We start from the raw sequence: 22,090 nt of genomic DNA on the forward strand, positions 1-22,090 counted from the left end.
GAACTTTTCATGTATTGCTACACTTGCGCTGTTAAAGGCTTAATTTGCAGCTATCTTTTTAAGATAGATTATTTATTCGGGGACTTTCTATGCTAATCCGCTCAAAGTTGTTACTCAGCGCAGCTGTGTCTATCTCGGCATTAGTTGCCATGTTTGGATTACAACTCCATTCAAATTCGGTTAAGTCTGAGCTCTCCCATGCCGTTCAAAATGTGCTTGAGTTAGAGCGCGATGTCTTAATTCTGCGTAAAAACGAAAAGGATTTCTTCGCGCGTAAGGATTTAAAATATGCCGAGCTACATAAGCAAAGCCACATGGCAATCGACAGTATTGTCCCAGAATTAGAGAAAGTCTTTAAAGAATACGGTGTGTCCAAGGCATCGCTTGAAAGTTTTGATAGTAATTTAAATCAGTATCAAGCTGCTTTTTCTGAAGTGGTGCAGCTACAGCAGGAAATTGGCTTAACGCCTAAAACAGGTTTGTACGGCACATTGCGTACGGCGGTGCATAATGTTGAAACGCTGCTGAAGCAATACAATCAGCTCGAACTCGAAGTGGCTATGCTGCAACTGAGACGTAACGAAAAAGATTTTATGCTGCGTCGAGAGCTAAGTTATGTTGAAACCTTCGATGCCAACATTGGCAAGTTTAATGACAAGCTACGTTCATCGAGCTTAGATGCCGATACCCAAAATAAAATTGCAGAGCTTATTACTCAGTATCAGAAAGATTTTAAAAGCTTAACCAATAAAGAGCAGCAACTCGGTTTAACCGAAAAAGATGGCACTATGGCGCGTCTTGTCGCTGCCAACCTACAAATTGAAAGTAGCGCGAATGACTTACATAACCTAGCGCTTAAGGCGATTGATGATGCTGAGAGCAGCAGCGTTAATGTAGGTATTGCTGTGTTTATCTTTATCACGTTGCTGCTATCTATCATTACCTATTTGATTATCCGCAGTATTATCGCCCCGGTTGAGCGCATCACGCAGATCATTGCTCGTATCGAAGTGAGTAAAGATCTGACCTTGAGATGCGATGCATCAACGCAAGATGAACTTGGCGAAATTGCGCAGCATTTCAATAGTATGGTGAGTAGCTTCCAGCAATTGATTGAGCAAGTGATTGAGTCGGTCGCAACGATTAACACCTCCTGTAAGCGCGTATCCGAAAATGCCATGCTTGCCTCTGAAGGCGTAGGTCAACAGCTCAATGAGACTGATATGGTTGCAACGGCGATAACAGAAATGGGCGCAACCATTGACGAAATTGCTAAAACAACTGAGTTAGCGGCATCAAAAGCGGGTCAGACCCACGATAATGCGCAAAGCGGCCAATTAGAAGTTGAGCAAACGATTCATAAAATCCAGTCACTTGCTGAGCAGCTCAATAGCTCGGCTGCGGTCGTTAATGAGCTGGAACGTGACAGCGAGACAATCGGTAGCGTGTTAGATGTGATCCGCGGCATTGCTGAGCAAACTAACCTTTTAGCCTTGAATGCCGCGATTGAAGCTGCACGTGCAGGTGAACAGGGCCGTGGTTTTGCAGTGGTTGCCGATGAAGTGCGTAACTTAGCGATGCGGACACAATCGTCAACCCAAGAAATTGCGAACATTATTCAGACCTTACAGACGCGTACTCGCTCGATTGTGCAATTGATGGAATCGAGTCAAAAACAAGGTGTTGAGAGTGCGGAGCAAGCGGCGAGTGCCGGTGCGTTACTCAAGCTTATCAATACAGATGTGCGTAACATCATGGACATGAGTACTCAAATTGCCGCGGCGATTGAAGAGCAAAGCATGGTGGCGGCAGAAGTGAATAAGAACGTGGTGGTGATCCGCGACATCGCCGAAGAATCCTCCCATGCGGCAGATGCGAATGCGTCGGCATCGGATGAGCTGAAAGCGCAGGCTGAATTCTTATTCCGTGCGGTCAGTAATTTTAAAATCTAATATTTAAAAGCCAACTCTAATCTAATGAGCAGAAGCTAGCTTAGAAAATACACTAACAAAAACGCACTCCGAGGAGTGCGTTTTTATGTCCGAGTGATTAGCTCTGCAAGCTTAGTGATTCGTTAAAACAGCACACTGTGTGGAACCACTCAGATTAGTCAGAACGTTCAGTGACAGAACTATTAGTGACGGAACATGGCAGAAATAGACTCTTCGTTGCTTACGCGACGAATTGCCTCAGCCAGTACCGCAGACATAGTTAACTGAGTCACTTTAGCCACTTTTAACATTTCTGGGCTTAAAGGAACAGTGTCAGTCACAATCACTTCATCAATCACTGAGTTAGCGATATTTTCAGCCGCTTTGCCAGAGAATACTGGGTGAGTTGCGTAAGCAAATACGCGGTTCGCACCATGTTCTTTTAAGGCTTCAGCCGCTTTACACAGAGTGCCGCCTGTGTCGATCATATCGTCAACGATAATGCAGTCACGACCTTGAACATCACCAATGATGTGCATAACCTGCGCAACGTTCGCTTGTGGGCGACGTTTATCAATGATCGCTAAATCAGAATCATCGAGCAGTTTTGCTACTGCGCGAGCGCGAACAACACCACCGATGTCTGGAGAAACAACCACTGGATTATCTAAATTCTTCGCTAACATATCTTCTAGCAGCACTGGGCTACCAAATACGTTATCAACAGGAACATCGAAGAAACCTTGGATTTGCTCAGCGTGCAGGTCACAGGTCAGAACGCGGTCAACACCCACGCTAGACAGGAAATCGGCAACCACTTTTGCAGTAATAGGTACACGGGCGCTACGAACGCGACGGTCTTGACGAGCATAACCAAAGTAAGGAATAACGGCTGTGATACGGCCAGCTGATGCACGGCGCAGCGCGTCAACCATCACGATGAGTTCCATCAGGTTGTCGTTTGTCGGCGCGCAAGTGGATTGGATGATGAACACATCGGCACCACGTACATTTTCGTTAATTTGGACACTGATTTCACCATCGCTGAAACGACCAACCACTGCGTCTCCGAGTTTGCAAAATAGACGATCGGCTATCTTTTTAGCGAGACTGGGGGTGGCGTTCCCAGCAAAGAGCTTGATGTCGGGCACTGTATGAACCTCAGGCGTTTGCTTTATATTTTAGTGGCTAGAGTAACGACGATATAGGGACGGGAGGAACCCGAGGCGTTATCGTTAAGTGGTTACCCTAGAAGAAAGTAGTTTAAGGGTGACTGAGTCGCGTGATGAGCGGCGAAATATTCATCCCTTGTGCAACAAATCCTTGCATTTCAGACGGTAATTTCGCCAAGGCTGCGAGAGCTTGTTGCTGTTGTGTGAATTCCCCGAACACGCATGCGCCTGTTCCTGTCATTCTCGACGGCGCATATTCTAGCAGCCAGCCTAATGCCTTGGCAACTTGAGGGTATTTAGAAACGACGAGTTTTTGGCAATCATTTGCCCAAGGTTGGCTCATTAAGGTATCTATGGCCAGTTTCGGGGTATCACGCGGTAAAAGTGGATCTTGGAATACGTCGGCGGTGGAAACATGCGCATCGGGAGCTATGACTAAGTACCAAGGCTCACTCGGATTTACTGCTTGTAAGCGTTCACCCACACCTTCGGCAAAAGCGGCGAAACCATGAATAAAAACAGGAATATCGGCACCCAATTTAAGGCCGATTATTGCCAATTCTTCGGTTGATAATTGGGTGTGCCATAACGTGTTCAATGCCACTAATGTGGTGGCTGCATCGGACGAGCCGCCACCTAAACCGCCGCCCATGGGTAGCCGTTTATCTAGCCAGATCTCAGCGCCGCCTTTAAAGCCTGTGGTTTGCTGTAATGATTTTGCGGCTCGCAGAATTAAGTTATCGCTGTCAGCGACAACGCCCGACATATTGGAGTGCAAAATCAGTTCAGGGGTTTCAGTGACCTTAAAATCGAGCATGTCGCAGCAATCGATAAACTGAAACAAGGTTTGCAGTTCGTGGTAACCGTCGGCGCGGCGGCCATTAATGTGTAAAAACAAGTTGAGCTTGGCTGGCGCAGGCCAATTGCGGGAAATTGCAGTGGGCATGTTAAGGTTGTTCTCCTACTAAGATCGCGGGCTTGCCAAGAGCTTGCCATTGATTCAGTTGTAGTTTGAGTTGTAAATCACCACGTTCAAGCTTTAATTGATGGGGCACACTGGCGCCGCTCTGGGGTTGCCAACTTAAAAATGCGACCTGCCAAGGTGGCGGGGTTTGAGTATTGGTTAGCTGCTTGGGTTTGCCTTGGCTATCGCGTGCGATGACCTGATCATTGGGGCCAACTTGGCCTGTGATCCACAAAGGTAAATCGGCCAAGGGGATGGACCAACCGCTGACTCGCTCGAGTAAACGCTGGGCATTATCGTCGCGAAAATCTTTGCCATCGATATGCAAATGGGCCGAGTTCGGGGTTGAGTTAAGCGTCAACACAGTCGTACCCAGCATAGTGGTGAGTGTCAGTTCGTCACGATCTTCACTGTGGCGCCAGTAGATATTCGCGCTGAGCTTATCGTCAGGGGTTTTTATCGCCAGTTTACCCTGTAATTCCCAAGCGGTTGCTTGGCGCGCATCCGTGACTGTGATTGGGCTTAAGTCAGTCATCGGCGGCAAGGTTTCACACCCCGCCAGCAAAAGTAGGGCGCTTAAGGTAAAACAAGAGAAAATGGTTTTTGTGAGGCGCTTCAAATTATTCATCTATGACTGATATACCAAAGTCCTTATGATACGAGGGCTTGGAAAGAATACCAATGCCAAACGTAAAATTTCCATCGGCGGTCACTTAGATTTGCTCCCTTGGGGCAAATTTTGCCTTACCTATTATTGATAGAAAATTTAGGTAAGAAGTTAGACCTTTATTCGGTTTTGTTAAGCGTATTCTGTTTTTAGTTGGGCCAATTCAGTAGAATGCCCTTATTAAGAGAGTCGCCAAGAATCTAGAAAGAGTCAGATGAGCCTTGTAGCAATCGGTATTAACCATAAAACAGCCACGGTAGACCTGCGTGAGAAAGTTGCCTTCTCTCCGGACAAAATTCATGATGCTATGAAGAGTCTGGCCAGTCGTACACGCTCGGGTGAAGCCGTTATTGTCTCAACCTGTAATCGCACTGAGTTGTATTGCAACAACGGCGATGAGGCCGACATTATTGCGTGGCTTGAAGAATATCACGGCCTAGATCATGAGGATGTAGCACCTTGTCTCTATAATTATCACGGTCAAGATGCCGTAAGGCATTTGATGCGTGTGGCCTCTGGGCTCGATTCGTTGATCTTGGGTGAGCCGCAGATTCTCGGTCAAGTAAAGCAAGCGTTTGTTAAGGCCAAAGAGGCTGGTACGGTTGCACTAACCATAGATAGACTCTTTCAGAACACTTTTTCAGTCGCTAAGAAAGTCCGCACTGACACTGAAATTGGCGCCGCTGCAGTTTCTGTGGCATTTGCCGCGGTAAGCATGGCGAAACATATTTTCTCATCGATATCGACCACTAAAGTACTGTTGATTGGCGCAGGTGAAACCATAGAACTGGTTGCGAAGCATCTTAAAGATAACGGCGTGGCTTCAATGGTCGTAGCAAATCGGACGTTAGAACGTGCCCAAGGCATGTGCGAGGAGTTTGGCGCAACAGCAATTACACTGGCGCAGATACCAGATTATCTCCCAAAAGCCGATATCGTGATATCCTCTACCGCCAGCCCTCTGCCTATCCTAGGTAAAGGCATGGTCGAAAAAGCGCTAAAGCAGCGTCGCCATCAACCTATGTTATTGGTTGATATAGCAGTTCCCCGGGATATTGAGCCGGAAGTCGCCGATTTGGATGACGCGTTTCTGTATACAGTGGACGACCTGCATAGCATTATTGAACAGAATATGGCTTCTCGAAAAGAAGCCGCCGAGCAAGCTGAAGTAATTACTGAAGAACAATCTTTCTTATTTATGGATTGGATCCGTTCTTTAGAGTCGGTCGACAGTATTCGCGAGTATCGCAGCCAGAGCATGGCGGTAAAAGATGAGTTAGTGGAACGCGCCCTGAATAAATTAGCCCAGGGCTCAGACACTGAGCAGGTATTGATTGAATTAGCCAATCGCCTGACCAATAAACTTATCCACGCACCGACACAGGCCCTCACGGCAGCGAGTCGTCAGGGCGATTTGAATACTCTCGGTCAGTTAAGATCAGCGCTTGGATTAGATAAAAACTAAGGTTAGCGAGTTAAATGAAGGAATCCGTTATCCGCAAGCTGGAAGGCTTGCTCGAGCGCAATGAAGAAGTCATGGCTTTGCTGGGTGATGCTAGCGTCATTTCTGATCAAGACAGGTTTCGCGCGTTATCGAAAGAATATGCCCAGTTAGAAGACGTTGTTGCTGGCTTTAAAGCCTATCAGCAAGCGCAGGTCGATCTCGATTCTGCCAAAGAAATGCTGGAAGAAGACGATGCTGAAATGCGCGAAATGGCACAGGAAGAGATGAAAGCCGCTAAGGCTAAGCTCGAGCATCTTGAAGATGAACTGCAAATTCTATTACTGCCAAAAGATCCCGACGACGATAAAAACGCCTTCGTTGAGATCCGTGCTGGCGCAGGCGGCGATGAAGCCGCTATTTTCGCGGGCGATTTGTTCCGCATGTACAGCCGTTATGCCGAAGCAAATCGCTGGCAGATTGAAATCATGAGCTGTAACGAAGGCGAACATGGTGGCTTTAAAGAAGTGATCATGAAGGTGAGCGGTGAAGGCGTATACGGCAAACTTAAGTTTGAATCCGGCGGTCACCGCGTACAACGTGTGCCAGAAACCGAATCCCAAGGTCGTGTGCATACTTCTGCGGTGACTGTGGTTGTACTGCATGAAGTGCCTGAAGCGGAAGCGATTTCAATCAATCCTGCCGATCTGAAAGTTGATACTTTCCGTTCATCGGGTGCGGGTGGTCAGCACGTTAACAAAACTGATTCTGCCATTCGTATTACCCACATTCCAACAGGGATAGTGGTGGAATGCCAAGATCAACGCTCGCAACATAAGAACCGTGCCCAAGCCATGAGTGTTCTGGCCGCACGTATTCAAGCTGTTGAAGACGAAAAACGCCGTAGCGCCGAAGAATCGACCCGTCGTAGTTTGGTTGCCAGTGGTGATCGCTCCGAACGTGTACGTACTTACAACTTCCCGCAAGGCCGAGTGAGCGAACACCGCATCAACTTGACTTTATATCGCTTGAACGAAGTGATGGAAGGCGATCTCGATGCCATTTTATTGCCTCTGATGCAAGAGCATCAAGCCGATCAGTTAGCCGCACTGGCTGACGAGCAGGGGTAGTTTTGTCAGATCAATCTAGCATAGCCGAAGCCCTGCAATGGGCTTATGTGCAGTTAGCATCAACCTCTGAATCCGCTCATCTGGATGCAGAGGTTTTGCTGTTATATTGCCTCAATAAAAGTCGCAGCTATTTATACACTTGGCCTGAAAAATCCCTGACGGTTGAGCAGTGGAAACGCTTCCAGCAAATGGTACAGAAACGTCAAAAGGGCGTGCCTGTGGCACATATTGTTGGTGAGCGTGAATTTTGGTCGCTGCCTTTTATCGTTAACGACACGACTTTGATCCCGCGTCCTGACACGGAAATTCTGGTCGAAACCGCTTTGAACCTGCCGCTTTCAACCTATGCCAAAGTGCTCGACTTAGGTACTGGCACTGGGGCTATTGCGTTGGCGTTAGCGTCTGAGCGTGAGTCATGGCAAATCACCGCGGTCGATAAAGTCGATGATGCCGTGGCTTTGGCTATCGCGAACCGTGAGAATTTAAAGCTGCCGCAGGTCGACATTCTTCAAAGCGATTGGTTTAGCGCGGTAAAGTCGCGTGACTTTGATTTAATCGTCTCAAACCCACCTTATATTGATGAAGCAGACGAACATTTGCACCAAGGTGATGTGCGTTTCGAGCCCCAAAGCGCGTTAACCGCCGCCGAGGAAGGCTTTGCCGATCTTTACTATATTGCCAACACTGCCCGAGATTACTTAAAGCCTAACGGCTATATTCTGCTGGAACATGGTTTTGAACAGGCGGTAAAACTCAGGGCTAAACTTATTGAACTGGGCTATGAGAATGTCGCCACAGTGCGAGACTTTGGCAGCAATGACAGATGCACTATGGGTAAATGGGCAGAATAACGCGTTGCTTTAAGTGAAGGTATTTACCCTGTTATACCGATTTATCGAACGCCATTGGTTATTGCCAATGGCGTTTTTGTTTTCTAAAGAGTCAGTTTAAGCAGATGTAAGGTTAAAATCGCCAACCTCAAACATTACAACACTTTCACCATAAAGAATTTACTGCCGGTTTCTGGGTAGGCTTGTTGTATCCACTGTACGCGATAGCCGTGGCGCTCATAGAAGGGCTTAGCTTGAAAATCTAAGGTATCGAGCAGGGCAAATTGGCAGCCGCGCGCTTTTGCTTGGCTTTCTGCCTCTAATAGCAAGCGCGTGCCGATTTTTTGGTGTCTTAGGGTACCATCGACCCACAGGTAATCAATTAACAACCAATTGCCGAAGGTTTTGCCGCTTATTCCCGCTAACAGTTTACCTTCGGTATCTTGTAATTTGAGGCCGAGATTTTTACGGCTAAGCCCTTGCCATTGGACTTGGTTGAACTCGATGATTTTTTGTTTTATGGCATCGGCGAACTCGGTTGATTCATCGTTAATTAAGCTTAAATTCATCGTCTATTCTCGTTTGATTTTTTATGTTGTTAGCTCTGACTATCAGGCTGATAGGCATTGGTATGCCGTCACGGATTAGGGTAAACTAGCGCCTTTGTCACTGACCATAAGTATCGTAATGGAAACTTTTTACAGTCTATATCCTGCGGTTAAACATCTGCATTTTACCTTTATCGCGTTGAGCGTGTTGCTGCTTACCGTGCGCTTTGTTCTGCATCTGCGCCAATCGGCTTTGATGGAGAAGAAACTGCTCAAGATAGCGCCCCATGTTATCGACACTTTCTTATTGCTGTCGGGTTTAACCCTGTGTTTTATGATCCAACAATTTCCTTTTGTGGATCCTTGGATGACCGAAAAAATCGGTGCTGTAGTTGCTTACATTGTCCTAGGTGCGATTGCCATAAAGGCAAACAGAAACAAGTTGTTCAAAGTATTTGCTTACTTAGGCGCGATAGGCTGGTTGGTTTATGCTGCTAAATTGGCTCATTTTAAACAAGCGGTCTTATTGGGTTAATGGGTAACTACACTCTGCAAGATGGCATTTCATTGCCCGAGTCGGCATTGGATGTAGGTGCGCACCTTGGATTTTCTAAACTAGAAGCCGCTAAATGGGCTTGGTTTGAAATGGCGGGAGCCGTATTAAGTCATTACTTGGTTGACCAACAACAGCGTTTTAATGCGCTGTTGCATTGGTTTTACGAGGATTTAGGCTTTTGTGTCCGCGATAACTACTTTAGTACTGAGGCGGCGGATTTAGGCACTTGCTTAATTAGCCGCCAAGGGAATAGCACTACGCTGGCAACTGTCTTGATGTTACTGGCGAAGCAGTTAGATCTTGAGCTTGAGCCGATATTACTACCCGGCAATACGGTGCTGCGTTGCAAGATTGCCGGTGAAGTGAGTTATCTGGACCCTTTGACGGGCAAGGAGCTCAGCCGTCACCAGTTGCATGTGTTAGTGCGCGGCGAGTTAGGCAATGCTGCCGAGCTTAAGGCGAGTTATTTAAAACCTGCAACGGTGAAAAAACTGCTGACGCGTATGCTGCATGAGCTAAAAGCCGGTTGCATTGTGTCGCATCAATTTGAGGCGGCGATGGAATGTTGCAGTCTGCTGTTGCAATGGCATAGCGATGATGTGCACCTCAATCGTGAGCGAGCCTTTATCGCGCAGCAGCTGGGTTGTATTAATGTGGCCGCTGCTGATTTGCAGCATTTTGTCGATAACAGCCCCCACGATCCCGTGATCGAAATCGTGAAGATGCAGCTCAAAGAATTAAATGAGCACGCCGAGATTTACCATTAAAGCAGAGCCTTTCGGGGCTCTTCTTATTTATCAACTGTTCAATCCAATCAGCAAAATAATAATACTGGGCAGATGGAAGTTTGACCCAGGGACTTAAAGGTTAAGTCTCTAATAAAAATAAAATAATAACTGTATTAACAGGGAGAAATTAGCATGACAAGCACGGCCTTAGTGACGAACGATGCCACGGCGTTAGGGATACTCGCGACAATTCTAGGTTTTGTATTTTATACCAGCAGCAGTAGTCATCCTTTTTGGCAGAAGTTTTATCGTTTTATTCCCGCCCTTTTGTTGTGCTATTTCTTGCCATCATTATTGAATACCTTTGGGGTGATCGACGGTAATACCTCACAACTGTATTTTGTGGCGTCACGTTATTTACTGCCAGCTTGTTTAGTCTTGTTGATTTTAAGTGTTGATTTAAAAGCGATTTTAAGTTTAGGGCCAAAAGCCTTAATCATGTTTTTAACCGGCACTGTCGGCATCGTCATCGGTGGCCCGATTGCTTTGCTATTAGTGTCTGTTATCGAGCCTTCTTTGATCGGGGTTGATGGTCCTGATGCGGTTTGGCGCGGCATGACGACTTTAGCTGGAAGCTGGATTGGTGGTGGCGCAAACCAAGCGGCGATGAAAGAAATCTATGTAGTCGGTGGCAATATTTTCTCTGTGATGGTGACAGTCGATGTGATTGTCGCCAATATCTGGATGGCCGTGTTGCTATTTATGGCCTCAAAGGCGAAAGAAATCGATGCCAGAACGGGTGCCGATACCTCAGCAATTGAAGCGTTAAAAGAAAAAGTTGAAAAGTATCACGCTGAAAATGCACGCATTCCTAATCTGCGCGATCTTATGCTGATTGTCGCTGTTGGCTTTGGGATCACTGGTATCGCCCACATGGCCGCCGATTTCCTTGGGCCATTTTTTGAAGCGAACTACCCTTGGACCGAAGATTACAGCTTAACTTCTAAGTTTTTCTGGTTAGTGGTGATAGTCACAACCATTGGTTTGGCGATGTCCTTCAGCCCAGTACGCCATTTAGAGGCGGCGGGGGCATCGAAAGTGGCGTCGGCCTTCCTTTACATCCTAGTGGCGACGATTGGTCTGCATATGGATGTGAGTAAAGTGCTCGACACACCTTTGTATTTTTTAATCGGTATTGTGTGGATGATAGTGCATGCTGGCTTTATGTTATTGGTGGCTAAGTTGATAAAAGCGCCGCTGTTTTACATGGCCGTGGGTAGTCAAGCAAATGTCGGCGGTGCGGCATCTGCCCCTGTTGTTGCTGCGGCATTTCACCCCGCTTTAGCGCCTGTTGGTGTGTTGTTAGCCGTATTTGGTTATGCGTTAGGGACTTACATGGCGTGGCTCTGTGGTCAACTTTTACAGCTAGTTGCAGCATAGCGGCCTTAGCCCTATATTCAGTTCATCGCTGGGAAAGGTTCCAGCATTTTAGAGAGAAGTTGCGATGAGTAATAAAATCATAAACCTAGGTTCAATCGAGATTGCTAACGATAAACCTTTCGTGTTGTTTGGTGGCATGAACGTGCTTGAGTCTCGCGATCTCGCTATGTCGATTGCTGAAACCTACGCCGAAGTGACCCAAAAACTGGGTATTCCTTATGTGTTTAAGGCGTCCTTTGATAAGGCGAATCGCTCTTCAATCAACTCTTACCGTGGCCCAGGTATGGAAGAAGGTTTGAAGATTTTTGAAGAAATCAAAAAGACCTTTAACTTACCTTTGATCACTGACGTGCATGAAGTGCACCAGTGTGCACCTGTTGCTGAAGTGGTTGATATCATTCAGTTGCCAGCATTCTTGGCCCGTCAGACAGATCTGGTTGTCGCTATGGCAAAAACCGGCGCTATCATTAACGTGAAAAAGCCACAGTTTTTAGCGCCGCACGAAATGCGCCACATCATCACTAAGTTTAACGAAGCGGGCAATGACGAGATCATCCTGTGTGAACGTGGTTCAAGCTTTGGTTATAACAACTTAGTCGTTGATATGTTGGGCATGGATGAGATGAAGCAATCTGGCTACCCAGTGATTTTCGATGCGACCCATGCGCTGCAACGTCCAGGTGGCCGTGCCGATTCTGCGGGCGGACGTCGTGCACAGGCGACCGAGTTAGCGCGCAGCGGTATGGCGCTAGGTTTAGCGGGTCTATTCATTGAAGCACATCCCGATCCTGATAACGCTAAGTGCGACGGCCCATGTGCCTTACCTTTGCATCAGTTAGAAAATTATCTGAAGCAAATGAAAGCAATTGACGATTTGGTTAAGTCCTTCGGTCCAATCGATACCAGTAAGTAATCGCAAACTAAGACTTAATGAATTAATGAATTAGTGACTTAATCCCAAAGCCTCGACTCGTTCGGGGCTTTTGTTTTCCAGCTGAAATAATCCGATGGCTATAACCCTGTAGCTATCTGAAACATTAATGTTTTATGATGAGGTTTGCCTAACCCTCGTCTTTATTGCCGACCTCATTCTTTACGGAATACCTTCATGTGGATCTTACTAACTTTGCTGGCGGCATTTATGCAGGCTTGGCGTAATGCGTTTCAAAGCCAGCTGAGTAAAGAGGTGAGTGTTGCGGGCGTGACCTTAGCGCGTTTTATTTGGGCTGGGCCCATTGCCGCCGTGTATCTGGTAGGTTTATATCTTTGGCAGGATGTCGGTATCCCCGATTTTAGCGGCCGTTTTATCGTTTTTATCTTAGGTGCATCGGCGATGCAAATCCTCGCGACGGGTTTGATGGTGAAACTGTTTAAGCTGCAGAATTTTGCTATTGGGGCTGGGCTGGCTAAGAGTGAAGCTGTGGTTGCGGCGATATTAGGCACAGTGTTTTTTGGCACTCATTTATCACCATTAGGTTGGTCGGGTGTATTACTGGGCGGTGTGGCGATTTTTCTGATGAGTGCCAAACAAGGTCTTCGAAGTCTGTCGCTCAATACGGTATTGATTGGTTTAGCCTGTGGTACTTCGTTTGCGCTGACATCGCTTTGGGTGCGGGAGGCGAGTTTGTGTTTGAATATCGGCTTCCCCCATAGCGCCGCTTGGGTGCTGTTATTCGTGATTAGTCTACAGACCTTAGTGTTAGTCAGTTATCTGTTACTTAAGGATAAATCCACACTGGCCGCGTTATGGCAGCGACCTAAGCTTACCTTACTCACTAGTACCGCCAGTTGTTTAGGTTCTATCGGCTGGTTTAGTGCAATGTCGCTGCAGGCTGTGCCTTATGTTAAAACCTTAGGCCAAGTTGAAGTCTTCTTTATGATCTTGATTGCCACCTTTTGGTTGAAGGAAAAAGTGAAGATAAAAGATATGCTTGGATTAGTGCTTATCGCTATCGCCGCTATTTTAGTGATGTGGGAATAGATTAAAACTCATTGATGTCATACTGGTTTTTTATACTAAAATAAAACTCGATTTAGCCAGTTTATATCAAGCTGATATGAACTGAGATACAAACATATACACGTCTTGCCGCTTAGATTTTGATACCATTTTTAACCGAGTGCTGTGCGAGTTAAGGAACTAAACAGAGAACTATGCGAAGAAAAATAGCAAAATTAAATCTGCCATTGTGGCAATGGCTGGCAGTGATATTGTTTCCCATTGGGGTTGCTGTTGTAGCAAGTTATCTCTCTGCACAGTATTTTGTGGAAGATAAAGTCAAAGGTGTGGGGGGGGATTTATGTAGGCAACATAGATACTTTGATCTCTCATGCCGATGAAATCAGCCATTATGCATTGGCGTTGAAGGACACTGAGTGTCAAGAATTACACAACTATATGTTGTTCCAGCCTTACTTTCGCTCGGCTTTAATATTTGATTCGCAACGTGTTTATTGTTCATCTAAAACAGGTGATATCGACGTTCCTTTAGGCATAGTCAGTACCACTGAAAATCTTGAAATACCTAACCAGTTTATTATTGGCGGCACGCCTTTTATGCCTGAGGTGCCTGCGATAGTGGCATCAAACTGGGAACCGATATCTAAGCACGGCGCTGCTGTGATTATTGAAGGGCAATATTTATTAGACTCCTTTGTACAACCCAATGTGTTTCCCAGCGCAGTGATCAATGTCGCTTTATCTATAAATGGTAAAACGATTCCAGAGTCACCCGAATTTAAACAAAATGAGGTGATGACGCTCGATTCTGATAAGCACAATTTTTCAGTGTTATTAGCAATGTCACCTGCCTTTTTCTGGCATTTCTTTTGGATATTTTTGGCCATTTCTTTGCCCGTTAGCATAGTCTTGATTACGGGGACTATCCTATTTGTGCTCTATTCAAGGGTTACTCGCCATTCCCTTGCCGATGACATTCGCAGTGGGATAGAGAACGAAGAGTTTTTCTTGGTTTATCAGCCAGTGATTTGTGCCGAGGACGGTAAGGCCAAGGGCGTTGAAGCATTAGTGCGTTGGCAGCATCCTCAAATGGGTTTAGTGCGACCTGACTTATTTATTCCCATTGCCGAAGAGGGCAAGTTAATTGTCCCATTGACCAACTATATTTTTGAGCGGGCATTAAAAGATTTTGCCGATATGAAGGTCGAACCGGGCTTTAGAATTGCGTTTAACGTGGCGCCAGAACACTTTACGCAAGATGATATTGAGTCGAAATTTATTCATCTGCGGGATTCCCTGGAGCGTATTGGCGTTAAGCCGTTGATTGAAATCACCGAACGGCAATTATTAACGCCGGATATTTGCCAGTGTATTGAAAGCTTGCGACAGTTAGGGATTCTAGTGGCAATTGATGACTTTGGTACTGGGCAAACCACTTTATCCCTGCTGCAAACGATGCCGTTAGATTATCTGAAAATTGATAAATGCTTTATCGATACCATAGGACAAGATTCTGTCACTTCCCATGTGCTCGATACTATTATCGAGCTTTCCCACAAGATGAATTATGTCGTGGTGGCAGAGGGGGTTGAGACGCAGGAGCAGGCGGATTATTTAACCAGTCGCCAAGTGCATTTTCTACAAGGGTATCTCTTTGCTAAGCCGATGAAACTCGCCGATTTAAAGCTATGGTTAGTTGAGCATTTTAAACGTTAGCATCATAAAATCAGTCAGCAATAAGGGCACCTAGGTGCCCTTATTGCTGTTCAAGCGTTATAGCTAAAAGTGCGTGTTAAAGGCTTTGGTTTAAGCCTCTGGTTGAAAGCTTAGCGTTAAAGCCTCTTTTTAAAGTCTCTTTTAAAGTTTCTGGTTAACTGCTCTGGCAAGAGGCTTAATCAAAGACTATAGCCCGTTTCTTCGTGTTCCGATAAATCCAAGCCGTTAACTTCTTGTTCTGTGCTGACACGAAGGCCGCCAAGTAGTTTACGGATGATCACGAACAGTAACCAAGTGACCACAGCTGTATAAGTGAATGTTGCCGCGACCCCGATAATCTGTACCCCAAGTTGGTCTATCATGGTTTCGTTCACGGCCGCAAAACCGTAGCCGCTGAAGACGCCTAATTGGGTCGAGCTAAACACGCCGGCCAAAAGGGTTCCGAGAATACCGCCGACCCCGTGTACGGGGAAAACGTCTAAGGAGTCATCGATCTTAAGTTTCTGTTTGATATAGACCGTTGAGTAAAAACACACGATCCCGCCGAGTAAACCAATCACTAAGGCACCCGCTGGGCCAACATAACCAGACGCCGGAGTGATAGTGCCTAAGCCTGCTACCATGCCTGTGACTATGCCAAGGGCGCTGGGTTTACCAAACTTAATCCACTCAATTGCTGCCCATGTCATCGCGCCCATAGAAGCGGCGAGATGAGTTGCTAAAATCGCCATGGCTGCTGTGCCATTGGCGCCGAGCGCGCTGCCGCCATTAAAACCAAACCATCCTACCCACAACATGCCCGCACCTGTGACTGTCATGGTCAGGTTGTGCGGCATAATCGCCGAGTTTAAAAATCCTTTGCGCGGACCTAGCACTTTAGCCGCCACGAGCGCTGCAACTCCGGCGGTAATATGCACCACGGTTCCGCCCGCGAAATCGTACAGTCCTAGCTGTGCTAACCAGCCTCCGCCCCACACCCAGTGGGTGATCGGCGCATAAACCAATAATAACCAAGCCCCTGAAAAGATGAGCACAGCTGAGAATTTCATCCTCTCGGCAAAGCCACCGATGATCAGTGCCGGCGTGATGATGGCAAAGGTCATTTGAAATAGCATAAACAGGGGCTCAGGAATATCCCCACTGAGACTATCGCGGCCAATTCCTGACAGTAATGCTTTACCCAAGCCACCGATAAAACTATTGCCCGCATCGAAGGCGAGTGAATACCCTATGGCAAACCATAAAACTGAGACAAGGGCGGCGATAGAGAAGCATTGCATCAATATCGAGAGCACGTTTTTACTGCGTACTAAACCGCCGTAAAATAAGGCTAATCCGGGTAAGGTCATCAACAACACCAGCGCGGATGAGCTTAAGATCCACGCGGTATTTGCGGCGCTGAACTGACCCTCATCGGCGACAGCATTGGTCGCCAACATACTGAATAATATCAATAGATATTTAAAACTGAGTCTGAAGTTCGCTAGCATCATAGGGCATCCACTCCTTCTTCCGAAGTGCGAATGCGCACGACTTGTTGGAGTTCGGTCACAAAGATTTTGCCATCGCCCACTTTACCCGTATGGGCAGCGGCAATAATGGCTTCGATAACGGCTTCTTCTTGATCGGAGTGAATGGCGACTTCGAGTTTCATCTTAGGCAAAAAGTCCACTGCGTATTCGGCGCCACGATACAATTCTGTATGGCCCTTTTGGCGGCCAAAGCCGCGCACTTCAGTGACTGTCATGCCATGGACGTTGAGCTGAGTTAAGGCTTCACGTACATCGTCTAATTTGAACGGTTTAATGATTGCGGTGACCAGTTTCAATTTTCTCTCCAACAAACTTCAGACTCAATTTATTGGAATAAAGCAGGAATCAGGCCATATAAACAAAGCATTTATTATCATTGCGTTAACATTCAGTCGCACCGAAATAGCATCAAGAATTGATGCAAAACGGTGCAAAACAGAATCAAATCGCCCTGATTTGGTGCGTTTTATTGGTGCAAGATGAGTTCTGCTGGCAAGTATCAGTGCAGATAGTGTCGAGTGGATATAAAGCGAAGGGGAGTCAGCGTTTTAATGCGCTGCATGAATGCGGGAAATTAAATCGTTATTTACAGGTTATCTTTATTAAACAGTGAATTAACTTTGGTTGTGCTAGGCTAGTTGTACTCGGTTAAACTGCTAGCTGTTTGACTCGCGCCCAAAGCTCGGCATTGACTGGCGCACTTAAACCGTGCGCTTGTGCACGCTCACAGATATAGCCGTTAATTTGGTCTATCTCGGTTCGCCTTTGATGCGCAATATCTTGGTGCATCGACGAGAAGTTCCCCGCAGTGAGGCGGATCACTTGGTAGACTCTGTCGTGCAAAAATGATTGATCAAGCGACACGCCATCATGTGCGGCAACCATGACCAACTCATCGAGAATACCCTTAATCATTTCACTAAAATCTGGCTCAGCTAGTTTGCCATTGGGGCATTGATATAGCGCCGTGAGTGGATTGATGGCGGCATTGACTGCGAGTTTTTGCCACAGGCAAGGCACAATCGCATCGACCCATTCACTGCTCGGAATGGCAGCCAGCAAAGCGTTGCGATAATGCTCTGTCAGCTCTGCGCCTGTGAAATGCCCCAGCTGAGTCAGCCCTTGTCCGGTTTGCTTAATCTGCCAAGGGGCTTGGCGTAACACCCCTTGAGACGTTGTCCCTAGGCTTAGCCCTCTGCCATTGGCTTGCGCATTAATCAGCGGTGCCAGCGCTAAATGAGGCCCCATGCCATTGTGTAATAACAAAATATGACATTGGCTAGGCAGTTGCTTGAGTAAGTGGGAGAGCGCATCAAGCACTTGATAGGCTTTAACGCAGACAATCACCAGACGGATATTGTCGAGCGCATCGGCAGTTAAGATAGGCACCGAATACGGGATAGCGTGTATCTGCTGTTGCTTGTCATCGGCAGACGCTAATGGGGTGAAACTCAGAACCTGCTGGCTAGCTTCGAGGGCACTACGGCCGATAAAACCGACATTCATGCCCGCAACTGTTAATTGGCGACAGATCAGTTGTCCAACGGCACCTGCACCTAAAATGGCAATATCCACAGCATGAGTCATATTCGCAGCCTTAAGATTTCTGTATCAGCGCCCATGTATTGCGTTCGAACTAATCTTCCCGCAACTGAGCCGCACGAAAGTATTTGCCATAGGCCCAATTACAAAAGTAGAACAGCGCTATGCCCGCAAAGTCGGCGATAACATCCGCCACAGAGGCGCTTCGATAGGGTAAACGCGATTGCACTAGCTCAATTAAAATGGCATAGCTTGCCAATGTGAGCGATAGCCAATACCACTTAGGTCTGAAAGCGAGATAGGAGAGATAGGAGAGGCAAAAAAAGCTCCCAAGATGGCCAACCTTGTCGATATTCGGAATACTTTGCGAATAGGTTGGTCTGGAAAATACCAGATAACTGATCACGACAAAGGCTACGGCTAAAGCCAGCTTAAATAGGGTATTTTTAGTTATCACAAATATGTTTGCATTAGCTTAGAGTGGCCCAATGATAGGAAAATCCACCACTAAAGTCATCCATGATTACGCTTTATTCTAGGCTTTGCCTTCAACTTAGGCCTGTGTGTGGGTAAACTAGCTGCATATTAATTTGATATGGGACATAAAAACTATGCCTTCAATGGATATTGTGTCAGAAGTGAATGAAGTTGAACTGCGCAATGCGGTTGATAATACCAAACGTGAGCTGGCGACCCGTTTCGATTTTCGCGGTAAAACGGCTGACGTGGAATATAAGGACCATGTGGTCACGTTAACCGCTGAAGATGACTTCCAATGCCAACAATTAGTGGACATTTTACGTATGCAACTGAGCAAACGTAATGTGGATCCGTCTTCGATGGAAGTCGATGAGAAAGCCATCCACAGCGGTAAAACCTTCTCCCTCAAAGTGAAGTTTAAAGAAGGTATCGAAACCTTAATTGCTAAAAAACTGGTCAAGCTAATTAAAGACAGTAAACTTAAAGTACAAGCGTCTATTCAGGGCGAAAAAGTACGAGTTACAGGTAAAAAACGTGATGATTTACAAGCTGTCATGGCATTGGCACGCGAGTCTGAGTTAGGCCAGCCCTTCCAATTTGATAACTTTAAAGATTAATCGAGCAAAATTGCTTTAACGTGATGCAGTATCGCGTTTGCCATTTCGTCTTTAAATGTAAAAGCCCTCACACTAAGGTGTGAGGGCTTTTTTTATTGATATCGTAAGTGTTTTAAGATTTTAATCCGAGTTTGCTGCTGTATCTTTTGACGTACCATCAGTTAACGATGTGCTGGGGTGCGGCGCATACTTGTTAACTAAGATAACCAAAAACAACACAGGAAACCCAATCACACTGGCGGCGACAAAGAAGTTCACATAGCCAAATGCGTCGACATAAGCCCCCGAAAAGCCCGCGATAAACTTAGGGAACAGCAACATAATCGAAGACAGTAAGGCATATTGCGTCGCACTGTAGCCGCTGCTGGTGAGACTCGATAGATAGGCGATAAAGGCTGCCGTGGCGATTCCTGCGCTAAAGTTGTCCACGGAAATAGCAAAGGTTAAAAAGGGCACGTTGTAGCCAATTACCGCCTGCCACGCGAACAACAGATTGGTTACCGCCACCAGTAACGCGCCGAGGAAAAGGATCTTCATCGTGCCATAACGCGCTAACAAAATACCGCCAAAGGCTGCGCCGACTAAGGTCATGATTAGGCCATAGATTTTACTCAAATAGGCAATTTCTTCCTTAGTGAAGCCCATATCCACATAAAAGACGTTCGCCATAATGCCCATCACAATATCCGAGATCCGGTAGCAAGAAATCAGCAATAGGATGAGGATAGCGCTGCGGCCATAGCGTTTGAAAAAATCAATAAAAGGCAAAATACTGGCCGTGTAAATCCAAGACATGCCAGCGGCGATAACGCTTGGATAAGTGGCGCTTAAACGTTGTTTTAGCACTAATTCGGTGGCATCGGCGGCGCGGGTATCGACTTTGGGCTCTCGGCTAAAAAGCGTGGTCAAAATCCCCACCGACATCAAGCCCGCCATAATCAGGTAAGAGGTTTGCCAGGCCACTAAGTTGTATGCTGTGTTACCGGGTTCGACCCAAGCCGCTATCGTGAGCGCACCTGCGGTGGCGACTATCATGGCGCTGCGGTAACCCACTTGATAGGCGGCGGCTAATGCGGCTTGCATCTTTTCTGGGGCGGATTCAATTCGAAAGGCATCAATCACAATATCTTGGGTGGCGGAAGCAAAGGCGACCATTAATGCGAATAGCGCTAAGCGTTCGAGATCCTTGAGCGGATCGCTGAATGACATACCTAAGATAGCGCCGACCAATAACAACTGAGCGAACAGCATCCAGCTACGGCGGCGGCCAAGAAAGCGAGTTAGCAGTGGTAGCGAGAGTCGATCGACTAAGGGCGACCAAGCCCATTTAAACGCATAGGCCAAGGCTATCCAGCTGAAATAACCAATTGAAGTGCGATCAACACCGGCTTCACGCAACCAAAAGGATAGCGTTGAAAATACCAGCATTAATGGTAGACCGGCGGAAAAACCCAGTAATAACAGGATCAAAACCCGCTTGTGATAATAGACACTGAGCGCATCGAGTGTATGTTGAATAAAACCTGTTGCGGACATAGGTATGAGTCTAAGTGTTTAATCCGCCTAGCTTACGGGTAAGGTGCCATAGGGTTCAAGGGCTAATGGCATTCCTTTTGTATAAGGCTCTCGTTTGGCGCATTTTGGTGATTGAATATGGCTTAAGCGTTAATCTTCTGTTGCTAAGCGTTTACAGCGGTTTTTATCGTCAGCATTAATTGTCGGCATTGATTGCCTGTATTAATACCTTGAGTAAAAGAGATCACAAAAATGAAGGGGGAGGAATGAATTGCGCGATAAAAAAGGCCCTGATAACAGGGCCATTTTCTATCGATAGGAATGCTGAACTTAAGGTCTTATCCCGACGCATCCCTGCGGCACTCGGCCGCCTAAACTCAAATAGTCACAGCAATCATTTACTTGCTTACGCAGATATTGATTACCGCGGATCACACAGTCAGGCCACCTGTTAAAGCTGTGGAGCAAGTGCCAAAACACTTTTTCAGTTTCCGTTTGCGCTTCGCCAGTCGAATTCAATTGTTGCCATTCTTCTAACGTGTCCCATAAGTAAAGTTGCACTTCATGGAAGTCGAGTTCTTCACTCAAAAACGCTTTTCCATAAAAGGCGAGTTGGGGCGCTTTATTATCGATGAACTCAGTTGCTGTCATCGTTTGCCTCCTTTCTGTTTGCTGTAACAGTATAGATGCAAATTAGCGCTTTTGCTCGAAATTATTTTTGGATTACTGTTTAGGTAATAACTTAGCGGTTTTCAATACTATAGGTGTCACAGGGACGTCAGGCCAATTGAGCTTAGTATTCGTGCCTGTCTCAACGACAGCCATGGCTTCGAGGACAGTTTTACCTTCAATCACTTCACCAAATACGGCATAACCCCAACGGCGTTTGGATGGGTCGAGCTTAGTATTGTCGGCCACGTTGAAGTAGAACTGGCGCGTGGCTGAGTGCGGCTCGTTTTCCCGCGCCATGGCGATAGTGCCTATGCTGTTGGTGAGGCCATTTCCTGATTCGTTGACTATCGGTTTGCCGTCTGGCAACTCTTCATACTTAGGGGTGAGTCCACCGCCTTGCACCACAAAGTCACTGATCACACGGTGAAATATCGTGTTGTCATATTCGCCTTTGACGACATAAGTTAAAAAGTTATCGACAGTGATAGGTGCGCGTGTTCTATCTAGCTCGACCACTATTTTGCCTAAGCTAGTGTCAAACTCTACTCTGGGATACAAGGTATCGGCCTGAATGTCGAGTGCGAGGCTATTGTGACTCATAAAGAGAAATAAGAGGGCTGATATCCAACGGAGCATATTGATTTCCTTA

At 46.5% G+C, this 22,090-nt stretch carries 21 protein-coding genes and 1 pseudogene; 11 read left to right on the forward strand and 11 right to left on the reverse strand.

Annotated features, from left to right (window positions below):
• Positions 1-89 precede the first annotated feature (89 nt).
• Positions 90-1,952 (forward strand): methyl-accepting chemotaxis protein, encoded by a 1,863-nt coding sequence (locus Q4Q49_RS03860; RefSeq protein WP_006080254.1) that lies wholly within the window; start codon positions 90-92, stop codon positions 1,950-1,952.
• A 182-nt stretch (positions 1,953-2,134) separates the two neighbouring features.
• Here Q4Q49_RS03860 and Q4Q49_RS03865 read toward each other — a convergent pair whose 3' ends face one another.
• The 3 genes from Q4Q49_RS03865 to lolB form a co-directional block, all read right to left on the reverse strand.
• Entirely contained in the window at positions 2,135-3,082 is a 948-nt protein-coding gene (locus Q4Q49_RS03865; protein WP_006080255.1) for a ribose-phosphate pyrophosphokinase, read from the reverse strand.
• Between the two features lie 112 nt (positions 3,083-3,194).
• Entirely contained in the window at positions 3,195-4,049 is an 855-nt protein-coding gene (gene ispE / locus Q4Q49_RS03870) for a 4-(cytidine 5'-diphospho)-2-C-methyl-D-erythritol kinase (protein WP_311998680.1), read from the reverse strand.
• A gap of 1 nt (position 4,050) precedes the next feature.
• The gene (lolB, locus tag Q4Q49_RS03875; RefSeq protein WP_311998681.1) at positions 4,051-4,695 is read right to left on the reverse strand and encodes a lipoprotein insertase outer membrane protein LolB; all 645 of its coding nucleotides are present in this window, start codon (positions 4,693-4,695) and stop codon (positions 4,051-4,053) included.
• 253 nt (positions 4,696-4,948) lie between these two features.
• On the opposite strand from lolB, the gene hemA reads away from it, so the two are divergent.
• From hemA to prmC, 3 genes are read left to right on the forward strand one after another with little or no spacing between them, the layout of a single operon-like run.
• On the forward strand, positions 4,949-6,199 hold the full coding sequence (hemA, locus tag Q4Q49_RS03880; RefSeq protein WP_028761678.1) for a glutamyl-tRNA reductase: 1,251 nt from the start codon (positions 4,949-4,951) through the stop codon (positions 6,197-6,199).
• Between the two features lie 14 nt (positions 6,200-6,213).
• Positions 6,214-7,305 (forward strand): peptide chain release factor 1, encoded by a 1,092-nt coding sequence (gene prfA, locus Q4Q49_RS03885; protein ID WP_311998682.1) that lies wholly within the window; start codon positions 6,214-6,216, stop codon positions 7,303-7,305.
• A 2-nt stretch (positions 7,306-7,307) separates the two neighbouring features.
• Entirely contained in the window at positions 7,308-8,156 is an 849-nt protein-coding gene (gene prmC / locus Q4Q49_RS03890) for a peptide chain release factor N(5)-glutamine methyltransferase (RefSeq protein WP_107403806.1), read from the forward strand.
• A 134-nt stretch (positions 8,157-8,290) separates the two neighbouring features.
• Here the strand turns inward: prmC and Q4Q49_RS03895 are convergent, their stop codons facing one another.
• Entirely contained in the window at positions 8,291-8,704 is a 414-nt protein-coding gene (locus Q4Q49_RS03895; RefSeq protein ID WP_311987346.1) for a GNAT family N-acetyltransferase, read from the reverse strand.
• 118 nt (positions 8,705-8,822) lie between these two features.
• On the opposite strand from Q4Q49_RS03895, the gene Q4Q49_RS03900 reads away from it, so the two are divergent.
• From Q4Q49_RS03900 to Q4Q49_RS03925, 6 genes and pseudogenes are all read left to right on the forward strand, one after another.
• Positions 8,823-9,218, forward strand: a complete 396-nt coding sequence (locus Q4Q49_RS03900; RefSeq protein ID WP_006080263.1) for a SirB2 family protein — start codon at positions 8,823-8,825, stop codon at positions 9,216-9,218.
• Positions 9,218-10,006 (forward strand): SirB1 family protein, encoded by a 789-nt coding sequence (locus Q4Q49_RS03905; protein ID WP_006080264.1) that lies wholly within the window; start codon positions 9,218-9,220, stop codon positions 10,004-10,006. Before Q4Q49_RS03900 ends, Q4Q49_RS03905 begins: the two co-directional genes overlap by 1 nt.
• Before the next feature lie 153 nt (positions 10,007-10,159).
• A complete protein-coding gene (locus Q4Q49_RS03910) occupies positions 10,160-11,407 on the forward strand; it encodes a DUF819 domain-containing protein (protein WP_006084074.1) in 1,248 nt (415 codons plus the stop codon).
• Positions 11,408-11,471: 64 nt separating this feature from the next.
• Complete coding sequence (gene kdsA, locus Q4Q49_RS03915; RefSeq protein ID WP_311998683.1) at positions 11,472-12,320, forward strand: 3-deoxy-8-phosphooctulonate synthase; 849 nt, start codon at positions 11,472-11,474, stop codon at positions 12,318-12,320.
• Positions 12,321-12,515: 195 nt separating this feature from the next.
• Entirely contained in the window at positions 12,516-13,388 is an 873-nt protein-coding gene (locus Q4Q49_RS03920) for a DMT family transporter (RefSeq protein WP_311998684.1), read from the forward strand.
• Between the two features lie 173 nt (positions 13,389-13,561).
• Positions 13,562-15,083: pseudogene (locus tag Q4Q49_RS03925) on the forward strand (EAL domain-containing protein).
• A 179-nt stretch (positions 15,084-15,262) separates the two neighbouring features.
• Here the strand turns inward: Q4Q49_RS03925 and Q4Q49_RS03930 are convergent.
• From Q4Q49_RS03930 to Q4Q49_RS03945, 4 genes are all read right to left on the reverse strand, one after another.
• Positions 15,263-16,576, reverse strand: a complete 1,314-nt coding sequence (locus tag Q4Q49_RS03930; RefSeq protein WP_107403816.1) for an ammonium transporter — start codon at positions 16,574-16,576, stop codon at positions 15,263-15,265.
• Complete coding sequence (locus Q4Q49_RS03935; protein ID WP_006080270.1) at positions 16,573-16,911, reverse strand: P-II family nitrogen regulator; 339 nt, start codon at positions 16,909-16,911, stop codon at positions 16,573-16,575. Before Q4Q49_RS03935 ends, Q4Q49_RS03930 begins: the two co-directional genes overlap by 4 nt.
• Before the next feature lie 352 nt (positions 16,912-17,263).
• Positions 17,264-18,202 carry a 2-dehydropantoate 2-reductase gene (locus Q4Q49_RS03940; RefSeq protein ID WP_311998685.1) on the reverse strand — a complete coding sequence of 313 codons (939 nt, stop codon included), beginning with the start codon at positions 18,200-18,202 and terminating at the stop codon, positions 17,264-17,266.
• Between the two features lie 49 nt (positions 18,203-18,251).
• A complete protein-coding gene (locus tag Q4Q49_RS03945) occupies positions 18,252-18,614 on the reverse strand; it encodes a VanZ family protein (RefSeq protein WP_107949082.1) in 363 nt (120 codons plus the stop codon).
• 154 nt (positions 18,615-18,768) lie between these two features.
• Between Q4Q49_RS03945 and Q4Q49_RS03950 the strand changes: the two genes are divergently transcribed.
• Entirely contained in the window at positions 18,769-19,254 is a 486-nt protein-coding gene (locus Q4Q49_RS03950; protein ID WP_006080274.1) for a YajQ family cyclic di-GMP-binding protein, read from the forward strand.
• A 120-nt stretch (positions 19,255-19,374) separates the two neighbouring features.
• On the opposite strand, the gene Q4Q49_RS03955 is transcribed toward Q4Q49_RS03950, so the two are convergent.
• The 3 genes from Q4Q49_RS03955 to Q4Q49_RS03965 form a co-directional block, all read right to left on the reverse strand.
• A complete protein-coding gene (locus Q4Q49_RS03955) occupies positions 19,375-20,790 on the reverse strand; it encodes an AmpG family muropeptide MFS transporter (protein ID WP_311998686.1) in 1,416 nt (471 codons plus the stop codon).
• 309 nt (positions 20,791-21,099) lie between these two features.
• Positions 21,100-21,420 carry a hypothetical protein gene (locus Q4Q49_RS03960; protein ID WP_006080276.1) on the reverse strand — a complete coding sequence of 107 codons (321 nt, stop codon included), beginning with the start codon at positions 21,418-21,420 and terminating at the stop codon, positions 21,100-21,102.
• Between the two features lie 72 nt (positions 21,421-21,492).
• Positions 21,493-22,077, reverse strand: a complete 585-nt coding sequence (locus Q4Q49_RS03965; RefSeq protein WP_106651567.1) for a peptidylprolyl isomerase — start codon at positions 22,075-22,077, stop codon at positions 21,493-21,495.
• Between the last annotated feature and the right edge of the window lie 13 nt (positions 22,078-22,090).

The organism is Shewanella sp. SP1S1-7, assembly GCF_031932105.1.
GTDB classification, from domain to species: domain Bacteria; phylum Pseudomonadota; class Gammaproteobacteria; order Enterobacterales; family Shewanellaceae; genus Shewanella; species Shewanella baltica.